Source organism: Pseudoalteromonas luteoviolacea (assembly GCF_021654285.1).
Taxonomy (GTDB): Bacteria; Pseudomonadota; Gammaproteobacteria; order Enterobacterales; family Alteromonadaceae; genus Pseudoalteromonas; species Pseudoalteromonas luteoviolacea_J.
On the sequence record NZ_JAKFZS010000025.1, the window covers coordinates 55,027 to 77,247 of the forward strand.

Annotated in this window: 14 protein-coding genes; 10 read left to right on the plus strand and 4 right to left on the minus strand. The window is 40.7% G+C overall.

What is annotated here, in order from left to right; translation table 11 throughout:
• Window position 1: 1 nt before the first annotated feature.
• The 6 genes from L1077_RS20365 (at window position 2) to L1077_RS20390 (ending at window position 12,170) form a co-directional block, all read left to right on the plus strand.
• A complete protein-coding gene (locus L1077_RS20365) occupies window positions 2-454 on the plus strand; it encodes a hypothetical protein (RefSeq protein WP_063363560.1) in 453 nt (150 codons plus the stop codon).
• 154 nt (window positions 455-608) lie between these two features.
• On the plus strand, window positions 609-1,331 hold the full coding sequence (locus L1077_RS20370) for an ABC transporter ATP-binding protein (protein WP_237138741.1): 723 nt from the start codon (window positions 609-611) through the stop codon (window positions 1,329-1,331).
• A 57-nt stretch (window positions 1,332-1,388) separates the two neighbouring features.
• Window positions 1,389-2,831 carry an ABC transporter permease gene (locus L1077_RS20375; protein WP_237138742.1) on the plus strand — a complete coding sequence of 481 codons (1,443 nt, stop codon included), beginning with the start codon at window positions 1,389-1,391 and terminating at the stop codon, window positions 2,829-2,831.
• Window positions 2,818-4,176, plus strand: a complete 1,359-nt coding sequence (locus L1077_RS20380) for a DUF3526 domain-containing protein (protein ID WP_237138743.1) — start codon at window positions 2,818-2,820, stop codon at window positions 4,174-4,176. Before L1077_RS20375 ends, L1077_RS20380 begins: the two co-directional genes overlap by 14 nt.
• 170 nt (window positions 4,177-4,346) lie before the next feature.
• Entirely contained in the window at window positions 4,347-4,502 is a 156-nt protein-coding gene (locus L1077_RS20385; RefSeq protein WP_237138744.1) for a hypothetical protein, read from the plus strand.
• An 828-nt stretch (window positions 4,503-5,330) separates the two neighbouring features.
• Entirely contained in the window at window positions 5,331-12,170 is a 6,840-nt protein-coding gene (locus L1077_RS20390; protein ID WP_237138745.1) for a PKD domain-containing protein, read from the plus strand.
• Window positions 12,171-13,447: 1,277 nt separating this feature from the next.
• Here the strand turns inward: L1077_RS20390 and L1077_RS20395 are convergent.
• Window positions 13,448-14,044 (minus strand): IS5 family transposase, encoded by a 597-nt coding sequence (locus L1077_RS20395; protein WP_440589555.1) that lies wholly within the window; start codon window positions 14,042-14,044, stop codon window positions 13,448-13,450.
• A 542-nt stretch (window positions 14,045-14,586) separates the two neighbouring features.
• A complete protein-coding gene (locus L1077_RS20400; protein WP_237138746.1) occupies window positions 14,587-14,754 on the minus strand; it encodes a hypothetical protein in 168 nt (55 codons plus the stop codon).
• A gap of 1,010 nt (window positions 14,755-15,764) precedes the next feature.
• Between L1077_RS20400 and L1077_RS20405 the strand changes: the two genes are divergently transcribed.
• On the plus strand, window positions 15,765-16,673 hold the full coding sequence (locus L1077_RS20405) for a GGDEF domain-containing protein (RefSeq protein WP_237138747.1): 909 nt from the start codon (window positions 15,765-15,767) through the stop codon (window positions 16,671-16,673).
• Between the two features lie 404 nt (window positions 16,674-17,077).
• Here the strand turns inward: L1077_RS20405 and L1077_RS20410 are convergent, their stop codons facing one another.
• Together L1077_RS20410 and L1077_RS20415 are read right to left on the minus strand one after the other, a co-directional pair.
• On the minus strand, window positions 17,078-17,335 hold the full coding sequence (locus L1077_RS20410; RefSeq protein ID WP_237138748.1) for a hypothetical protein: 258 nt from the start codon (window positions 17,333-17,335) through the stop codon (window positions 17,078-17,080).
• Between the two features lie 129 nt (window positions 17,336-17,464).
• Window positions 17,465-18,565 (minus strand): hypothetical protein, encoded by a 1,101-nt coding sequence (locus L1077_RS20415; protein ID WP_237138749.1) that lies wholly within the window; start codon window positions 18,563-18,565, stop codon window positions 17,465-17,467.
• Between the two features lie 449 nt (window positions 18,566-19,014).
• Here L1077_RS20415 and L1077_RS20420 point away from each other — a divergent pair, with 449 nt between their 5' ends.
• From L1077_RS20420 to L1077_RS20430, 3 genes are all read left to right on the plus strand, one after another.
• Entirely contained in the window at window positions 19,015-19,455 is a 441-nt protein-coding gene (locus L1077_RS20420) for a hypothetical protein (RefSeq protein WP_237138750.1), read from the plus strand.
• A 336-nt stretch (window positions 19,456-19,791) separates the two neighbouring features.
• The gene (locus L1077_RS20425) at window positions 19,792-20,967 is read left to right on the plus strand and encodes a hypothetical protein (protein ID WP_237138751.1); all 1,176 of its coding nucleotides are present in this window, start codon (window positions 19,792-19,794) and stop codon (window positions 20,965-20,967) included.
• A 14-nt stretch (window positions 20,968-20,981) separates the two neighbouring features.
• Window positions 20,982-22,202: an aminotransferase class I/II-fold pyridoxal phosphate-dependent enzyme gene (locus L1077_RS20430; RefSeq protein ID WP_237138752.1), complete on the plus strand. Its 1,221-nt coding sequence runs from the start codon at window positions 20,982-20,984 to the stop codon at window positions 22,200-22,202.
• Window positions 22,203-22,221: the final 19 nt, after the last annotated feature.

Consider the following 22,221-nt stretch of genomic DNA (forward strand, 5'->3'; position numbering starts at 1 on the left):
AATGATTCATCTCACCCCACAGCAGCAACGTGCTTATATGTCTGACTATTTAGAAAATGGTTGGCGTGAAGAACGCATGTCGTTTAGCTCGGTGTCGTTAGAGCCGGGTTACATCGACGGCAGAATTAATGTCGAGCACTTTCAGATGCCAGGAGACGGTCAATTTCATTTCAGTGCGCAAAGCGCGATGATTTGGATTTCTCAGCTAGGGATTATATACGGTTGCTGGGACAATCAGCTTAGTGAAAAAGCTGGTGAAGTGTATATACGAGGTTTAGATATTAAATTTAAACGCACAATTAACACCACAGAAGAAGTCCGTTTTGAAGGTTTTTTCCCAAAACACTGTAAAAAACACCTTTCAAAAGATCTGGTGTACTACAAAAATGCACAGATCCATGTTGAAGGTGGCGCATTTACAGGCACGGCTAGTTTCTTAGTGCCGACAGGCTAAATGATAAATGTTTCTATTTAATCAACAAATGTTATGTTATAACTAAGCAATATTGACGTAGTCGTCTATTTTAAGTTCCGCTCGAGCGATGAGAAATACCTAAATTCTAGGTGGTTGTCGCTTTGGCGGAATTTTTTAGTATAAGGAGTGTTTTGTGTTAGAAGCCAAAAATTTAAAAAAATCCTTTTCAGATAAGCAGGTAATTAACGACCTTAGCTTTAATGTTGAAGAAGGCCAAATCATGTGCCTGTTAGGTGCAAATGGTGCAGGAAAAAGTACCACGCTGAATATTTTTCTGAATTTCTTACAGCCAGATAGCGGGCAAGCTTTGATTGATGGTGTGGATGTACACAGCAGCAAAGGCTCAAAAGAAAAGCTTGTTTACTTACCTGAGCAAGTCAATTTGTATCAAGAGTTTAATGCCATTGATAATCTTAAGTATTTGGCGAGTTTATCCGATTTATCTGTGACTGAGGTGCAAATCAACGCGGCTTTGGATGAGACAGGTTTGGAGCCAAGTGCGCGCTCACAATCTTTAAAAAATTACTCGAAAGGCATGAGGCAAAAAGTCGGCATTGCCTTTGCGATCATTCGACAAGCAAAGGTACTTTTATTGGATGAGCCGACGTCAGGCCTTGATCCAAGTGCGACCTTGGAGTTTATCCGCATCATCGAGCAGCTTGCGAAAAAAGGCGCTGCGATTTTGATGGTAACGCATGACTTTTATTGTGCGCACACGTTAGCCGACAAAATTGGGATCATGGACAAAGGTACATTGCTGACCTTGCTTGATAACAAACAACTGCCATTGCAGACACTTGAAAATACTTACCATGAGTTGATTTCAGGTAAAAGTGTTATCCGCGAAGCAAGCTAAGCAGTCGTCGTGACAGTAGGTTAAACACTGCTGTGTTCATACAGGAAATATAATTACATGATAAATCACAGAGTAATGAAGATATTTCGCCACGAATTAGCCAGTAAGCGTAAAAGCCCTAGCTTGTGGTTGATCTTCATCATGATCCAATTATTGCTGGCAATCGCGTTATTCACAGGTTGGCAGCAGTATCAACATAACGCGCAAACGCAGGCAAAAGCCCAATCACTTGTTGAGCAGCAGTGGGAAGCGCAGCCCGATAGGCACCCGCACCGAGTGGCGCATTTTGGTCACTTTGCTTTTCGTACGCCCAGCGCATTAAGCTTTTTTGATTTAGGGGTGAACTCTTGGGTTGGCAACAGCATTTTCTTAGAAGCACATAAGCAAAACAGTGCTAATTTTGCCAATGATCAAGATGGTGGGACCTTACTGCGATTTTCAGAGCTAAGTAGTGCCAATATCTTATTAACGATTTGGCCGTTACTCATTATTGCGCTGGGCTTTGCAAGCATCAGTGGTGAGCAAAAAAGCGGGACTTTACGCCAACTTATGTCTATGGGCGTGTCATTTCGAGATTTAGTCACAGGAAAAAGCTTAAGCTATTTATTCTTGTCCGTGATCTTTATTTTGCCTGTTTTTATTTTGGCGCTGGTATTGGCGGCAAGCACAGGTGCCGCATTTTCATCTGAAGCGCCACTTAGGCTATTGTTGTTATTCACCGTTTACGTGCTTTATTGCCTATTTTGGATTGGCTTAACACTGTTTGTTTCTAGTTTAGTAAAAGCGCCAAAGCAAGCTTTGGTGTTATTAACGTCTATTTGGTTTATTTTGACTATTTTGATGCCGCGCATGCTGGCTGAATTTGCACATAATCAGTACCCTCATCAAAAGCGCAATGACTTTGAGTTAGCCATTAAACTGGATAACCGTAAAGTCGGGGACAGTCACAATCCGAACGATCCTTACTTTAATAAGTTCCGTGAAGACACATTGAAAAAATATGGCGTGAGCACGGTCGAGGAGCTGCCAGTCAATTACAAAGGGTTGGTAATGCAAGAGGGCGAAAAGCTTAATGCTGAGATATATAAAAAGCATTACGAAAAACAGCTTGAGCAATTCTCAGCGCAGCAGCGTTTTGTTAGCCAGTTTTATTGGTTGAATCCTTATTTGTTTGTACGAGATTTTTCAATGGCGCTCACGCGTACTGATACGAGACACTTTTTAGACTTTGAGCAACAAGCAGAAGCGCACCGTTATGCGCGTATTCAAAAACTCAATAAGTTGCATACAGAAGAAATTGATCATCACAATGACAGGGATCAGCGCATTGATAAATCGTACTGGCAGGAGTTTGAAGCCTTTACTTATAAATCACCTGTGCTTGGTTGGTCATTGAGCCCGTTTTCTGTGGCTTGGTTGCTGCCTTTATTGGTGGTTTTAGTGATGTTTGGTTCATTAAATTCTAAAGGGATGCAAAGGAGAGTTTATGCTACTGTTTAAACTTGAGTGTAAGCGACTGTTTTCAGGGGCTATCAATAAACTTGTATTGCTACTTTTTGTGATAGCCGGTGTATTTGCAATTTATCAAGGTGCACAAGGGTATAAAACACTGCGCATTGATCAGTACAAATCTAAAATCGTGTTTCAAAAAGAGCGTGAACACGTTAATAAAAGAGAGACTCTGCCAGCTCCAGGTTCTTTGGCTTATTATGCCAGCGCACCAACAGAGTGGAAACTCAGTCCGTGGGCTGCGTTGTTTGTCGGTGAAAGTCATTCATCTATGGTTGCCTCTAAAGTGCGTGCTACTGCATTGCAAAGCCAAATATTTAATCGAGAAATAGTCAACCCTGCGCAGCAGCGAACAGGGGGGTTAGATCTTGGCTTTGTCTTAGTGTATCTGTTGCCCCTTGTTATAGGTATCTTAACCGTTACTTTGATTTCTGATGAGCAACATGCAGGGCGCTGGCGAATGCTAAATGCACTGCCAAAAAGTGCATTTAGTCAGGTTGCAAAGCAGCTGGCGCTGCGTTTTGCTGTGATCTGGTTATTGGTGATCTTATTATTGGTCAGTGCGGCGATGCTCTTATCATTGCCATTTGATGGCATTTTTTGGACTGTGCTGCTGGCAAGCACCTTATACATGGTGTTTTGGTTCGCCATTGCTACCTTGATCATGAGCTTTGGCAAAACAAGCGTGTTTAACAGTTTGGCATACCTGAGTAGCTGGGTGGTTTTTGCCATGTTAGTACCAAGCGCTGTGCACTTATATTTGTCTAACCAGTACAAGACTGATGCTCCCCTTGAAATGAGCTTGACACAGCGCGTCACGCTAAACGATGGCTGGGATAAAGATAAGCAGCAAACTTTAGACACGTTTTTGCAGCATGAGCCTAATTGGCAAGATACCGCGCCACTTGGCGAGGCATTTGATTGGAAATGGTATTATGCACAGCAGCATTTGAGTGATGTAGAGGTAGCTCAGTTATGGCAAGCGTATCGCGACAATAATCAAGCGCGTCAGCAAACGCTACAAACTTTGAGTGCGCTGTCTCCGGCCTTGTTCTTTCAGCTTAAATTAAATCAGCTCGCAAATACCAGCAGCGCTGATCAAGCTGATTATCGTTTGCAGGTGGTTGAATATCATCAACAGATCCGTTACTTCTTCTATGACTTTATGTTTTTTGACAAACCAGTGACTAAAACTGATGTTGAAAACTTCCCATTGTTTGAAGCTAAGCCACTCAATAAAGAAACGAATATTTGGCAAATTTTGATAAGTGCCTTAGTCATTTTTGCGCTGGCATTCTTTTCGGCTGTCCGTTTGAAGCAGTTACGTCCTATCTAAATTTATACCTCAAAGGCAGCTATCGCTGCCTTTATTTCTCTTTTCATATTTCCTAAAAGCGAATACCAATCAATTTTGATTGAATTTTGAGCAATGTTGTGGTTTTGTATAATTGAGTACATTTATTGCCAGCCGTGATGGCATCCATAAAAGCTAGATGAGGGATCAATATGAAACTCAAACTTAATAAAAAATCAGTGAAATCTCTAAAAAATAATGCGTTAAATAATGCACTTACGCTTCAAATCGGTGGAGCGGGCCAATACCGGGAAAGTGTAGAAATTTGCTGGACGCACCCTGCATATGCTGCGTGTCGATTTAATTAAAAGGCAAGGCCCAGTGATACTGGGCTTTTTCATCTAGATAAAATGGTTATAGTGTAAATTCTGTATAAAAAATAGAATGGCAAAATGGGCTGTTTAAATATGCTATTTTATTTATATTGCTTACTTATAATTTATTGCTAGTAAACATCTGAGTTACTTTTCAATTCGTAAACCTACCTCACGTATTATTCTAAATCGAGCAACATGCTCTCTTTTTATGGCCTTCAACTGCGAATAATAAACTGTTTTATCGGGCGTGTTGATATCACTGATATCGTCAACTCTACTATCCAATTAAGTGATGAGGATGACCTGTTCTAATTTGGGGTTATAACGTCAAAGGGCATTGGTTGATAATGAATTGGAGGGGGTCGGCATTCTTTGTTGGAGCAGGGGTGGGCATTCTGATCGATGTTATTACCAATATAATAAAAAAGCTCAATTACTAATAGGGAGAGCGGGGGAAAATACTTTGTGTTACTCAGTTCACGGTCTTGATTGACGAAAGTTGCTAAACAAATCCATAAAAAATATAGCCTAACTTTATGAATTACAGAGAATAATAGGGCGAGTTTGTATGTCACTTCAATATGCATAAAATACCTTGATTTAGCCTCATCTATATGGATTTTAGTTAGATTAAATAAATGAATAGTTACTTAATATTGGTTTTTTATTTTGCAAATCTTTTCAGCCCGCTTAAGTAATCACTTTAAATTCTTTGTGGTTGCTGTATGATTTGTACCCAATTTATGGGCTTTTGTTCAGCTTAGTGTGATTTGATTAGTAATATGATTGGATTAAAGGATAAAGGATAAAGGATAAAGGATGCTAAAACGATTGTTTGGTGATAGCGTGGTGCCAAAGGCGCTATTTTTGAGTATGTTGTTATTTGGGCTGAATGCCTGTGGCGGGTCAGGCGGCTCGGATGGCACAAATAGTGTCGCAAACTCTGGCGGTGGTGCGCCCACAGAGGCTAATGAGGCTCCTAAAGTCAGTATTGAAGGCAGCACACAAGCTGAGCAATTAGTTCCAATTACTTTGATAGCCAATGCATCTGACAGTGACGGCAGAATTGAGAGTTATCAGTGGAGCTTTGATCCGGCCTTACCAGTTTCTTCTGATGACTTTAATAGCCCTTCCTTTACTCTGGTGAGTAAGGAGATTGAGCAAAGCTTTACGTTTGATGTGAATGTCACAGTGACAGACGATCAGGGCGAGCAAGCGATCGCTTCAAAGACTGTAGAGATCCTCGTGCCAGACCCCATAACTTGGCATCTCAATATCGATGGTAAGGATTCCATACAAGAACAGAGTACATTACAGTTGTCGCTCTCCAGTGACATATTGGTAGACAGTGCGGCTCAGATATTGTGGTCACATGATTCGTCTTTGCCACTGATGCTGACGGAGAATGATTCGGGGACATTGAGTGTAGCTATACCAGATATCTCAGAGAGTCAGGTTGTCAATTTTACGGCTCGAGTAACGCTGAGCGATGGCCGCACTAATGAACAAACGCACCAAGTGATGCTTGAAGCGTTTGATAATCTTGCACCAGAGGTAAAAATCACTGGTGAGCACGAGGTAGTTGAGGGCACGACAAGTGTGTTGGTTGCGACCGCTAACGACTCAGATGGCGAAGTCGTTTCATATTCCTGGTCTCATAATGCTGAGGCTGGAGTGACTATCATAGGCGAAACGACTGAGTCACTGTCGGTATCATTTGACAATATTATGGTGGATCAAGTTGTTACTTTTACTGTGACGGTATATGACAATCAGGGCGCAACAACAACGGTTGAGCATTCAGTTAATTTGATAGCCCGCGCGAATACCGCTCCTGAGGTTTCCATTAATGCCGTTCAGGACGCAATGGAAAGGCAGCCATTTACGGTGATTGCGTCTGCAATTGATTTAGATGGCGAAGTCGTGAGCCATGCTTGGTCTCATGACTCTTCTTTGGCTCTGACCATAGAGGGTCAAACTAGTAATACGCTGACGGTTGTCAGTTCGGATATTCAGAGCCCACAAAATATTACATTCACTTATACGGCTACGGATAACCAAGGTGCGAGCGCGAGTACCTCAACAATGGTGACCGTTGAAAACGTCAAAGTGGCATTTACTGTTGCTGGTAAAGTGACCGACTCACCGATTGCATTGGCAAAAGTAAGTATGGAGATTGCTGATTCAACGTTTGAGACTCGGGCTGATGAAAACGGTGATTACACGCTGGATGTTGAAGTGGATGAAGCTCATAGCGGTGTGTTAGCAAAGCTATCTGCACAAGGGGTGGATCAGCAAAGCCAGGTTTCGCTTGTTTCACAGCTACAGTCTGTTGCAGCCATCAAAGAAGCTGCGGGTATAGATGAAGTCGTCACTGCTGACGAGTTATTTGATGTGAATGTTACAAATGTGACGACTGCTGAATATGTTTTGTTGGGCAGAGATAAGCAAAGCTTTAGCAATGACAGTGAGCTCAACCAAGTCAGAGCGCGTATTTCTTCTCAGGAGCAACTGATGCTAGCCGCGGTCATAAAAGCTGTCATTGATCATGGTGTAACACTTCCTGATACTGTCAACTCTACGCTCGAGCTTGCTAATGACCCAGAACTGGTCGATGAACTGGTCGCCAGTATCGCTGAAACTCAGCCCAACCTGATAAAACAGTTGGAGCAGGAAATTACCAGTGATGATACTTTGGTTGAAGCAGTGGCATTTACGCCAAATGGCAGCTATTACTTGGTTGAAACACAGTATGTAGATGGCCTTGATTATAAACTGTCTTTTAGTCCAGACGGGACTGGAGTATTAACCACGGCTGATAAACAAGAGACGTTTAATTGGACGCAAACGAGTCAGACAATCTCGGTTCAGCTTGACAGTGAAATATTCTTAAAGAGTAATCAGTTTGAACATGTCTCAGGGTTTCTCACTTCATTTTTTACAATGAACATGTACGATCACAGACATAAGTCACTGGCTGTGATGGTGGAATTTTATCTATCAGATACACAGGCGATGGCTGAGCATCCCGCTGATACTTATTCTACAGCCGCCCAACTTTTTGGTACGGCTGATTTGGCTGGCATTACAGAATCCGAATTATTGGGAACTTGGGGGTTGTCCTTCTCCCGGGTATCCAAACAGGATTATGTTGAGCTGACTTTTAAGGCTGGTGGTGTTCTTAAGTTTGATATTGGTCAGTTTGCTTGGGTAGGCAGTTGGCACATTGAAGACGGTCAAGTCAGGCTCACCAGCCAATTTTGGAACTTTAGTCTTAAGTTTATTAGACCATTTGATTTTGGTTTTCAGACTTTGATGGAATTCGGAACTGTTGGTGCACAGACGTACCGCCAAGGTACTTTTGTTAAACGCCAGCCGATCACCTTCAAGGATATTGATTATCAGAAAACATGGCGCAAAGTAAGTAGTAAAACATCTCATTCAGCCTTCTCGATAGATGAGAACAATAATTTTAATTTCAGGTGGCATCGCGGTATTCAAGGCGACATTGAAGATGGCATGCTCAAACGTTATCGCTACCAGTTGAACGGAAGACGTGTCGAATTTTGTAATGTAGCGCTAGTGAACTGTGACATTAGTGGCGTATACAGTTATGAATTGCTGGCACAGGTCGGTAATACGATTGCAGTGGTAAACGTCGATGAAAAGCAAAATTTTGCTGATCTGCAAAGTGGAATCCAATTTTTTAAACTGTCGGACAAAACCTGGCCACTAGGTCAATTCACGCAATCATTTTTTAATACGGATAAACTTGAGCGCTTGTTTGATGCTGGGACACACTTATATTCTTTAACGCAAGGGAGTGTGCTGTATTTGCGAAGTGAGCTCTACTGCCCGACCAATCCTTCACCAATTCGTTTATGTTTTGATTCAATTGTCTTCAAGGGTGAGCGTTACAAAGCAAGTATGGAAGGCCCCCGCTTAAGGTTAGAGCAAATTGGATCAAACGACGTTTCATACCTTGAAATAACTGATGAGTCAGAGCACAGCATTGTTATGTGTCATTTTTCTGAAGGCGCGTCGTGTGGGCAAGGGGAGCAACACGAGTTTAGCTTTGCCAAGCCTGAGCTGGAAGTCACGATTTCCCAAACGGGCCGTGGTCAACTGACGTTTTCTCAGGAACAACTCTTTTATGGTGATAGTTTCTACATTGAAATTGATGAGGCTGAAGGAGCTATTCTCGCTAACATCAGTGGATGTGGTGGATATTTAGTTGATACTGGTACGTACAGGCGATATTGGGTCGATAGCCTGACCTCATCGTGTGTGATTGAAGTGGAGTTTATTGATAGGACTGCGCATACACAGAATATGCTCCTGGTCGATGCCACGCCAGCCGGTTTGACTGACAGCTGGTATTATACAATTGATGCTGATGGGCACGGTACATTCTACGGTCTGGATGGTAGCACCAGTTTTACTGTGCAAAAGCGCAATGCCAATGTCTATGACTTTATTTTTGATGACATTATTCGGACGCGAGTCAACGGTTACAATTATTACGCATCAAAATTTGCACTCTGGTACAGCAGTACATCAAGTGCGATGTCTGGGTGCTGGAACGGCAGTGTCGATAGCGCTGATATTGAGCCAGGATCAAACGGACATGGACTGATTTGCACTAAAGTTGAGCTCGCCGCTTCACAGCCGCCAGTTGAAGTTGCTGTGGATGAACTGGTTGGTGACTGGTATTTGAATTTTGACCAGTCTTTGACTTCATATCAGCTTTCTTTAAATGAGGATGGCACGGGCAGATTACAATCAACAGATGATGGAGCTGTGTTCAACCGACAAGTTAACTGGCAGGTGACTGCTGAAAATAGATTTGAGCTAACCGATGAAACAGGTATGCTAGCAGCGTTCTCCGTGTTGAGAAAAGAAGATAGCCTGTTTACGCTGATTGCTCATGAAACCGATCATAGTGATCATGCGCCTTGGCAGATGTTTGGTACTTGGGCCATGATCCGCACGGGTCATCAATCATTGGGGGTCGAACAGCTCAAAGGTGCATGGTTCAATGTCGATGACCAGAACATAGATGGTTTTTATTTATTTGCCGGTGGTGAATATCGCTCTGGCAGGTTTAATGGTGCTGCATCAGCGATCATGGAAAACAATGTACTCACTGTGACCACAGGCTTTAACACACAGAGCGGAGAATACGACCATCTGTGTGGTCGTGCCCAGCCTGAGTGTGAGACTCGTATTATAGCGCAATATGAAGTAATAGCGCTGGATGGGCAGCGCGCTTATATTCGTGTTCTGTCTGGCTCTGGTACATCAGATGCACTGAGTGTCGTGGAGATTGAGCCAGCGTTTGCCGTTGATCTTGAGTTACCTGCTTATTTTAATTCAACCAAGTTCTATGAAAAGTTCAATGGCACTACACGTATCTGGCAGTTTGAACAACTTGAGCAACCCTATTTCGCCAATCTGATTATTGATGAACAATCTGCTTTTACGGTGTATTACGAAAAAGGAGAATTCTGGAAATCCCCAAATGCAGATGGCTTCCGATACAAAGTTCAGGAGGTTAATGTTGATGCGCTGGTATTATGCCCAATCGTTGACGGACAATGTGATGTAGAAAACCAGATAGAGCTGCTATTTCAAGTGCCTTTTGTCGAGGTCTCTCTGGATATTCCTGAGGCGCTAGAAGCAACACACAACCTTATATCCAGTCGCCTTAAATATGGTGAGCATCTTGAAATTAAGCTACGCCGGAATAATCAACAGCGGCTTTATGCCTCTGCCTTTTCTGGGTGTGGTATACGTCTAGATTGGATGAATGATTTTGTCGTTGATTTTCAGTCCGAGCCTGTGAAAAAGTCGTGTATGGTCAAGATGACAGCTTCGCCGTTGCCTGAATCAAACGCAGACAGACTGGGTATCTCAGACCCTGTTTTAAAAGCCTGTATTGACAGAGGCCGCAATGAATATATTGAGTATGATCACCAGCTTGCTTGCCTCAATTCCGAGGCTCCGACAAGTCTGGAAGGTATTGAAAAACTGACCTCACTGACAAGTATTGCGTTGAGAGGGATTGCGCTGAATGAGGAAGGAAGTAAAAGGATTGGTCAGCTGACCAATTTGACTGGGCTTATTGTTGACATGGGTCCATTTTATGGTGGACCAGATAATTTGAATTTAGATTTATCCAGTTTAATTAATCTGAAAAGTTTGCAGTTAGCCCGTTTACCTCAGGGGCACCTTACTCTGCCAGATACACCTGAATTAAAGTTACTGAGTATATTTGACTCAGATATCACGGAAGTAGATCTATCTGGTTTGCAGAATCTAGACTATTTATCTATTGGAATGACGGGTGTTACAACCTTGGATTTGTCAAATAACAAAAGGTTGCAAACACTCAATGCAGAGGGCTCTTCCCTTCAATCAATTTCTGGTGTGACGCCTGAACATTTACTCAAAAATATGGATTTACAAAAGACGCCGATTGAAACGTTAGACCTGACAGGGTATAGCAGTCTACTCTTGCTTGATTTATCCAATTCACAATTGCAAGAGATTGATATTTCTCCGGCGGTGAGACTGCAACGGTTCACTGCTGATCACTCACAGCTACAAAGTATGCTGTTTTCATCTAGCTCTAATGTACAGGAGGTGTCTATAACTGATACGCCTTTAACTGAGCTACATGTTGGTATGATGCCAAAGTTGAACAACCTTAACATCAGAAGAAACAACCTGTTGTTTTTAGATTTTTCGGAGCATACGGGTGATATCGGTGTTTATGCTGAGACGGGTACCGTCAGCAGCATTTTATTGCCGGATAACCAAGAAATAGGCTTCACCGATTTTTCTTTCAGGGGCAACAAAATAGAAAATTTAGTGGTGCCAGCAGGCTTCACGGGAAGTTTGGATTTTGATAATAATCAGCTCAGCCAGCTCACCGTATTGGGGAGCCCGTATTCCTTGAGTGCAAAAAACAATTTATTGGAATCGATTTCAATTTCTTCCGGTTCAGAGATTCAGGATTTGGATTTAGCTAACAATAAGCTGACTTCTGCTCAATTGTCTGGAAAATTTGAGAGTGTTGACTTATCTGGTAATCAGTTAACTGTATTTCATTTATTTCATAACGCTATCAATCGGAGTTTAAGCTTAGCCAACAATCAGTTGTCTAATTTTACTGCTGAAGGGGAAATTAGTTTGAGTCTTAATTTATCCCATAATGCTTTTGAGCACCTAGACTTGCCAAAGTATAATGGTTTCGGTGATAAGTTAGATGTATCTAACAATCCTTTGAAGAGTATTAACTTCAATGGGGGAGATTTGTATACTCTGAATTTATCAGATACTGAGTTGACAGAGTTAGACTTATCGTCGTTAAGTAATCTGGCTGAGTTATTTATCAACAGAACGAATATTTCGTCGATTGATATTCCCGAGCGAGTGCGCGTATTTGCAGCTAATGAAGTGCCAGCGACGAGTTTCACAATACCTGTCAATAGTCGAGTAATGAGTATCAGTTTTAAAAAGAACTTACTTAATAGCATTGTCGGGTTAGACAACTTAACGCAACGTGTAAGCATGCATGCCAGTTATACGGTGGTTGAGGAAGCGCTGCTAACCGAACTTAAAGCGCATCCATATGTTTACTTGTCAGGCCTTTAACCAATAGGTAAGTGTCACTACATAACAGGGGAAGGCCACCTGCAAGTCAGGTGGCTCCAGTACGTTATAATTCAATTTGTTCTAAAAGCGAGTGAACGTCTAGTCCATGGTTTGCATCATAGTGTTTTTTTACTTTAACCGCTGAAGAAAGTTCAGTTCGGTTGTTCTATTATTGCTCGCGGTTCTACGACAACACTCTAAATCAGAAACACATCTTAAAGCTTAAGATATTGAAGGCATGACTCATGTTGGCCCAGCTGATAGTGGCTTGTGTAACCACAGATCCGTTCAGCGGTCAAAATAAACAGGAAATCGTGTCATTAAAAGAAATTAATCTAATATGTAAAACGAGTTACGTTGTATGATGAAATAAGACATACATGGATGACTTCTGCATGGTTTTTAGTTGGCGGGTTTAGAGAGCTGTGCTAAAAACTTAAATAGTATAAGGCTTATTCTATGAGTGAATGTACACCCCCTATTTTAGATATATAGGTAATGGCTCCTGTTTTTTCCATGGATGATATTTCCAGTTGTCTAGTTTTTTGTAATGGACTGAATATGAAAATGTTAGGTTGTAGTGGTTATTAATAAAAACTTTTTTTTATGGTGCTTTTTACAAGGTACGATCATCTTTGTATCTTTAGCTTTTTATATTGATTATGCTAACCGGTATACTATTGAGTACATCAACTCAGAAAATTCCTACTATGAAAAGTACCAAAGCATAATGGATAAGGGCTACGCCACAGAGTACGAAGTTAATTTATTAAGGAAGATGGAAGATGAACACAGAAAAGACAGGAAGGTAAGAGAGGAACGTTATTTTTTAACTTTAATACTTTTTTATTTTTTTACAGCTTTCTGGTTTTTTTATGTGGTTATAAAGGCCTAATATCTATAAATCCAGTTGTTTTTTCTATAGTGAATTTTGCTTCTTTGTTGTTTTACTCTTCAAGTTTTGGGCAGGCAGTAGCTTGGTCAATTGTAATATCAATATGTTATTACGTAGCTGTTTATAGGAAGGTAAGAACTAAACGTATCTCCGGCAAGGTAAGTGGTTAATATGTATCTATTTAAGGTTTCACAATGCATAGGCCTTGTTGATCAAATAGGCCTTACTGAGGCCTTATTATTTTTACCAATATTCAGGCATACCTAGCCTGTTCATCGTGTTGATCACCTTGGCTTTAATCATTACTTCTGTGTGTTGGCTGTTGAAGGTGCGGCTTGTTAATTTGTCACCCGTAAGCTGTTTAAAACGATAAACGCCTGTTTCAGCCAGCGAACGCTCGTGATAACCTGACTTTTCCTTCCATTGCTTTAAACCAATTTGATGCATTAATATTATGGTGCAGTTTCTCGGGTGACCTTTCTTCCAATATTGGGCATTTTCCCTTGGGGGCTCGGAGTTTAGCAGCAACTTCATCATAGCAATCACGCGTATCATAAGCACCATCACAGGTTACTCTGTCAATATTTCTGCTTAGTGGCCGTAGTAAATCACCTAACGCTTCACCGTCCGACATATTCACCATTGATAGCTTTGCATTGACAATGTCATGACTGGCTGCATCTATCGATAAATGCAATTTACGCCAAGGTCGACGCGTGCTGGCTCGGTGTTTTCGGGTATGCCATTCGCCATTACCATAAACTTTTAGGCCGGTGCTATCGACAACAATATCAATAAATCCGTGTGTGGTTGGCTTGGTTCTATACTGAACATCTATTGTCTTTTCTCGCTTGCACAAACAGTTGTAAACAAATAAATGAATAGGTGCATCCATTAAATTGAGGAGTGAATTAACGAACTCTTGGAGTGCTCGAAGTGGCAAATTAAAGGCAGATCGAAGTGTCAGGCAAGTTTCAATTGCAAAGTCAGTGTATTTATTTGAACGACTACGATCACCTTGTTTTTCTGTGGTTTACCATTATTGAATAGCGTCGTCGCTGAGCCAAATAGCAATATTGCCACGCTGTATCAACGCTCGGTTATAGGCAGAGCAGTTCTTAATTTTCTTTGTCATGGTGGCTTGAGTTGCATTATGTTTTACGCAAAAGGTTAAAATTTAAACTATTTAGGACGCAAGGCCATAATGGAATACAACGAGGGTATTGTAGTATTTGAACGAGATGAGTAAGGTAAAATTATTACGATTAGAACGTTGTCAAATTAGTGTGCGAGAAATAAAGATAAGTACCAAGGTGTTTTTTTAAAAGTGTTTAATAACTTTAATTTCATAGGTCTTTTTGTTAGCGTAAAATTGTAATGAAATGGGGTCTTTATTAATAAATGATGGTTTTGTGTTTGTGGGTTTTATTATATTTAAGTTTTATTAAAATTTTTTTGTTTTTTCATCTTCTTATTTATTTTAATAAAGCCCTATTAATGCCTAATAGGGCTGATATCTTATTAGTGTGGAGGTAACGGGCGATATGGAGGACGGTCAGTGCCACTACATCCATAGCCGTTTGCACTAACATAAGACGAACCGCCTCCAACATAAGGTGTTTGAGCTTGGTTTATAGAAGCATTATTGTTTAAATTCTTTAGCTTTTTTTTCTTTAATGAGATATTCATGTCTTTATCCTTAATTAAATATCATTGTGTTAACGTTTTTTGCGTTGGGTTTACACTATCATAATATTTCTTTTTTTCAACTATAAATATTAAATATTAAAATATTAATTGGTTTATTGTTTTTTAATATTTTTTTAAGGTTTTTTTCGTTGGTGAGAAGGGTTGGGGTTTAATTGGTTTTTTAGGTTTTAACAAATGCTTTTTTGTGATGGTGGTATAACAATGATTTTTAATTAATCTATGGTTTGCTGTTTTAAGTGCGTTATAAGGTGGTTTTTAAACTTTATGTTTTTATCTAGTGGTTTAGAACGGCGCTGTTGATCACCTTGGTTTTAATCATTACTTCTGTGTGTTGGCCGTTGAAGGTACGGCTTGTTAATTTGTTATCTGTAAGCTTTTTAAAGCGATAAACGCCCATTTCAGCCAGAGAGTGCTCGTGATAACCTGACTTTTCCTTCCATTGCTTTCAATTTGTTGCATTAATATTATGGTGCAGTTTCTCGGGTGACCTTTCTCCCAATATTGGGCATTTTCCCTTCGGATCTACGAACTACGAGACCTTAGCCGCAATATATACCGTTCAGCTTTAGAGCAAGCAAGTTGTAACACTCGGTTGAAACCTTTGTGGAGCAAGCGATAAAACATGTTGTTATCCTAGTTGTAGAGTTGCCCACATACTGACTGTTGTACATAGCCGCCACATTAAAGTGGCTATTAAGAGGGAGCGGGGCAGAAAACGCGAGTGTAATGCGTGTAGCATTAATAAAAGGATAGGAAGGAAAGCTCACTACAATGCTCTATACTCAAAATGTGTTGCTCGGCAAGTTTGTCATATGATCGAACGTTTTAACCTCCTATTTAACAATGTAATCAATACTGGTTGCGACAATGACGATGTTTATGCGCATAAGATCCGAGTGTGTAATATTTTCGCGCTCTTGTCTTGTACCATCGTTGTGTTTGATGCCTGTTTGTTTATCTTCTTCTATACATCCATGACAGCCGTTTTAATGAATATGCTGTTTTTAGTCGCTTGTTGCTTGGCGCTGACTTTACAATTTTACAAACATCACTACTTCGCAGGGTTAGTACTATTTGTCAGCGTTATAAGTTTTATTTTTATTCAGGCTTACTGGGTTATTGGAAATGAGGTTGGCATTCAAAACACATTTTTGACCCTCTTACCCATGCCATGGTTGTTACTTGAAGGGAGCCGGAGAAGCACAAAAATACTCTTGTCTGTTCTTTGCTGTAGTTGCTACTTTTTTATTGAATACCACCAGCCTGTTGCTCCGATAATAACTTTGCAGAGTGCACATAAAGGCGTTTTACAAATACTGTATGAATTACTCGCTATGTTTGTGTTAATTTTAATTGCAGTTACATTTGATAATGATCGCTATAAGTTTGAAAACAGGCTGAAAAAGATGGCGATGACAGATGGTTTGACTGGCATTGCCAATCGAAAAAAGCTTCTTATCGAGGGTGCTAAGGCACTATCTGCCGTTAAGCGACATGAGTTACCATTTTGTGTTGCACTAATGGACATAGATCACTTTAAAAAAGTAAATGATAATTATGGTCATAGCCATGGAGATGCTGCGTTGAAGATAGTGGCAAAACTATTAGCAGAAACTACACGAGAAAGCGATATCATTGGACGATATGGAGGTGAGGAATTTGCCATTATATTACAAGGCACAGATATAGCTTCGGCAATCGATAAGTTGAATTTAATACGTAAAAAAATAGAAGTAGAACAGATTTGTTATGGTGGTATTTGTATCAATTGCACTGCAAGCTTTGGAGTTACTCAATTGAACAGCCCAGGTCAAAGTTTAACCGAGTTGTTTGACCAAGCAGATACGGCATTATATGACTCTAAAGATAAGGGAAGAAATTGCGTATCTGCTTACTAATTACTTTATAAATAAATGTTATGCGTACCTATCATCAGCTGCTTTATTGGTTGAGCGTAAAATACAATAGATGACATAAACGTAGTGTCTATAAATGTTAACTCAAATATTAATAGTTTTCAGAGGACGTTCAAAATTCTTTTTCAACTTAAAAAGTTAAATATCAAGCTCGTTAACTAATCCTTCATTAAAATATATTGCTAGCCTGGATAAGCAAAAGCTATAGTTGTGTATTGGCATTGGTTGCTTTGCTGTTGATTAATGTTCACCGTGTTTGATAGATACGCTAACTAGGTAAAAAATGAAACCACATATTGGTGTAAGGTTTTAAATGAGTAAGGAAAAGTAAAGTGTTGTGAGTATTAGGGGAATTTCCTCACCCCTAATACTTAAACTTTAACAAGCTATACTTCGCCAACAGCCTGACAAGTGACTACACCTACTTTGTAAGCAGGTGGGTATGTTACTCTAAAGCATTGCGCGATACGTACATTACGAACGTTTGGGTAGCGACGCTTTAAGTTGAGTATGGCACTGCCTCTGGCAGTATCATAATTTAGATGCTCAGCACCGCCCCAAGCGCTTACTGTAGCGGCTTGAGCTGCATAACTGGCTAGTCCAAGCATTGAGCCAGCAATAATAGATAACAATTTACGTGTCATTTTTACTCTCCTTGTTTGCTATTTTAATCTTATATGTATTGAATTTGACTGCGCGTTATTTGGTTGTATAGGTTCTTCCATTTCAAATAAGAGGCTTGGAGGAGCACACCCCAACCAAGCCTTAAGCATTTATTTAGCAGTCTCAATGAAATTAACTAAATCTTTCTCTAGGGATAAGTCAAGTAGAGAGGATTTAATTATGCTAGAAGATAACGTTGATGTGGCAAGTTCATTTTTATTTGAACTTAGTACTTTAATCGTTCCTTCACTAATTAATACTTGGTCGCCGGGGTTAAAGTACACACCTTTAGTGTCATTGATCAATAAGCCTTTATATCCCAGTATACTTGGCACAAAGTCTTCTCCAGGCTGCGCTAGTTCTTTACGAAGGATTGAAGTGTCTTGTAATTTGGCAACTTCAGATATGCGATATTGCAAATAATCACTTAACTTTTCTAATGGCACAGAAGGGTTTTCACGTCCAGAATACTTGAGTAACGTGACCGTTGAAGTTGTACTGTCTTGTTCCGCTATCTCTGTCTCAATATTTGAGTTTGCTGATTGAAATGTACCGGTGACATAAATATTTCCTTTATTTTGTTCTATGTACGGGCCAACAAAATCAGCAGGAACAGACGAGTAGTTTTCAAAATAACCACAAAACTGAGTGTAAACACCGCGATCGGCACGTTGTGGATCATAAATCGTTCTGTTTGAGTTGTCTAAATTGGTCGCATTTGTTGAACCTGGTTTATGTGACCATCGACGATTGCTATCTCGGCGATACCAGTGATAGTCATAATGTGGTGCCAATACGAGTGCACTCAAAGTCAGGCTATTGCTAAAGTTTGATTTTTTATAATTCCATAATGAACTTGGTACCTCTCTAAAACCATCTGCTTTGGCACCTGCGATGACACCAGCACAGCTCGCCCCATTGTCAGAATTGAACCCTCGGTGGCCCTTAGCATAGCCAGGTTGAGATTTGGCATTTGTTGGAGAGATACGGTTAGCGGCGTAATTGTAGCAGTTATTGTAACGCTGGTGATTGCCTCCGGTGTTCCAATAAGTAGGGTGATATCCAGGAATAAACGGATAGATCCGAGAAGATGACTCCGATACCAATTCTGCCAAATTAAATTGTGTGTTGCTTTGTGCATTTGCACTGACTGCTTGGACTGCACCGCTGCTAAGCAAAGGGAGCAAACAAAGGCCAATAAATTTATTCATAATTAAATATTCCTTTTACATTGAATTTAATTTTCGATTTGAGCATTGATTATCTTTTATGTAAACGGTTTGTTTGTTTTTTGATATGAAAAAATTTCTACTAAATTTTTCTTATTTTTATCACAGCATCGAAAGTTAGCCAGAAATCACTTAAATGGAAATTAAAAAAATGTTTCAGAGTCAGCTAGTTGGTTACAAATCTAATATCAATATTTAGCTGGCGCAATATAGTAGTAATTTCGGATTGTGCCTTTTGGGGGAGTAATAAAAAAGAGAAGTTGGCGATAGAGATATTAGGGCAATAGCGAGTATAAGTACGTTATATTGCCAAAGTAGCGGTAATTAATTTTACAGCCCAAATCTACATCAGATGAGTAAAGCAAAAACATCATAATTGGCTTGAATTATGCTTCAAATAGATATACTCAGTAGAACATAATAGGAATTACATGTATATCCAAGGAATGGGGCAAAGTTATGCCGCTAATGAGCATTTCACTGCTCAGAATACATCAGCCATAAAAGCCAACTCTCAAGAAGCAGGTACTGTAGCTAGTCGTGATGAAGTGATTAAAACTGAGCAGCGTATCGATATGCGCAATATCTCGCCTAATGAATATAACGAATTAGTCCGTTCTGGCGTAGCAGACTTACCCGTTCCTATGGTGCTGCCCGGTGGGCGTATTTACCTTGACGGACGTCAGACCGAAATGGGAGACGTTAAAACAAATTATATCGGTCAAATTGAACAGTCTATTGAGTTTAATCAGGATATCGGTGACTTTGGTCAGGTTGCGTTTTTAAAAGACAGGTTGGCAATTGTAAAAGGGCTGCATGGCCAAACTTTTATCCCTTCAACGTTTAGCCAAAGCGTAGACATAAAAGCATGAATTAAGTCCTTTTTAGTAAAGCCTTAAGCCGAAATCGACGCAACTTTTTAGCGACTATTGATATGATTGAAAAATGAAGTTGTGTCTAAATCTGCTTTTTAAAACGTGCCTTTAGCACTGTCGCATTCTGACCCTTTTGCAGCGCAACCTCCCTATATCAAGCGTCATTAAAAGCGATCTTGTTCTTAGTTATTAGCATTTCCTAGAAGATTGGCTTTTCTCAGTACTTTCATGGCTTTACTACTTTATGAGTGTCGGTGTAATACTTTGTAATTAATTTATTTATTTTATGTGTCTAACATGTTGGCTCAATAATCAACCAAAATGGGAATGAGGATGAACACCATTATTGAGCTAGCTGAAGCACATCAGCAATGTCGTCGACAGGCGATTAATCTTATTGTGAGTGAAAACCGACTGTCGGATCAGGTCTCTAAATTACTATCAAATGACTTAGCATCGCGGTATGCAGCGCCATTTTATGCAGGCACAGATATCTCTCAAGAGATAACTCAGCTTGCAATCGAGAAAACCAAGTCAGTTTTTTCCAGCAAATTTGCCAATATTTCACCCACCTCAGGCAGTAATAGTTTAATGGCCGTTGTGTTTGCTTTGACTGAGCCAGGAGACAAGGTTGCGCGTGTCCCGCCGTTTTTCCCCGGTGGCGGATATCCATTTCAATACGAAGTATTTCATCGCCAGTCATTGCCGCTGATCTTCGATGATGCACAGTGGCAATTAGACAAACAAGCTTGTATTGATTTGTTAATTAAAGAGCAGCCCAAGCTAGTTATTTTGGGTGCGTCCATCTTTATGGTGCCAATGCCAGTTAGAGAGCTCAGCGAAGTCGTTCACAGTTATGGGGGCGTTGTTGCCTATGACGGCTCTCACAGTTTAGGGTTGATTGCCGGTGGTGAGTATCAAGATCCGCTAAATGAAGGCGCTGACATTTTATTTGGTTCAACACACAAAACATTCCCCGGTCCGCAAGGCGGACTAGTCCTGACTAACTCCGAGCTGTTGCATAAAAAAATTGAATTAGTTTCTAACTTTACACCACTTAATGGGCCAACCATGATTTGCAACCCGCACCTTGCCAGAATTGCCGCACTTGGCTTAACGCTTGATGAAGTGCCTTGGCAAAGGTATGCCGGTCAAATTGTGAAAAATGCGCGCGCGTTTGCAAGCACCTTCAAACAAAATGGCTTTACCCTCAGAGGAGAGGCGAACCCAGATTTTGAAAACTCGACATACTGTCATCAAGTTTTACCTTTACTCGACAAAGAGACGGGCGTTAAGCACAGAGACAAACTTAAAGCGCATGGGATTTTCTGTGATGGCTTTATGCGTGTGGGAACCGCAGAAATTACGCGACTTGGTTTCACTGAACACGATAGCGCGCATATTGCTCAGCTAATGTGTGATGTAGTAAACAGCCCAGAGCCTTTGTTAAGCGGGGTGAAGGATCAAGTAGAGTCGTTGGTACGCAATCATACAGAGATTGTAATGTAAAAGGAGTAAAAGCCATGCACTTTGCAGAGCGTTTATATCCTCAAGCAAAGCTTGAGAGCCTTTTATCTGCAATTAGTCCATCGCGAAACGTGATTGATTTGAGCGTCGGTGAGCCGAATGTGCCTTTAAATCAGCAGATTTTGTCTCATATCCCTGATGGATTTGAAGCGCTTGCGCGCTATCCAAAAGCGTCCTTGCAACAAGCGTTGTTAAACACGATCCGAGATTGGTTGTGCAAAAGGTATTTGCTTGATGAAAGCTCAATCGATGCGCAATCACAAATAACGGTGCTGGCGGGCAGTCGGGAAGGGATTTTTATGATGCCCATTGCTTTGTTTAATCGTGAATTACAGCAAGGGCTACCGATTACGGTTGCGATGCCAGATCCGGGTTATCCGATTTATCAGGCCAGTGCTGAGAATGTTGGTGCAAACATTTGTTGTATCACCCAAGCACAACTAGCGCAGCTGACGTTAAATGGGAGTGATAATTTCGCTAGCTGGGCGGATATTGATTTGATGTTTGTCTGCTCGCCTAATAATCCAACCGGTGAAGTACTGACAATACAGCAATGGACTTGCTTGATAGCGTTAGCGAAAAAGCACCAATTCGTTTTGGTTGCAGATGAGTGTTATAGCGAGATCTACTCTGAGCCTTTTAAGCCTGTCGGATTGCTAGAAGCGTGCAAGCATATTGGCAATGTTAATTTTGAAAACTGCCTTGCTATTCATAGCTTGTCGAAAAGATCTGGGCTGCCAGGTTTAAGGTCGGGGTTTGTCGCGGGAGATAAAAAACTCATCAAATTGATTCAAGGTTATCGCAATTACCACGGCGTTTCTTTGTCTCCAATTCAACTAAAAGGCTCTGAAGCCGCATGGGCTGATGAGCAGCACGTTGTGACAAACCGCGCGATATATCAAGAGAAGTTCGATGTGTTTACTGAGTACCTTGGAGAATATTCTGCATATGAACTTCCTCAAGGTGGCTTTTACATTTGGCTAGATGTGGGATGCGATTCTGAAAAGTTTTGTCAGCATTTATACCAGCACTATGGCGTAAAAGTATTACCTGGGCATTACCTAGCAGTGAGTGATGAGGTAAAGCATGTGGTGCGCCAATACGTGCGAGTAGCAGTGGTTTGTCATAAGGATGAAGTTGAACAGGTAGCCACTGCAATTAAAAAAAGCATTGCATTTTTTAGTCATTCGAACGTTGTTGGCGACCATGTCGCTTAAACCATGAAAAGGAAAATCA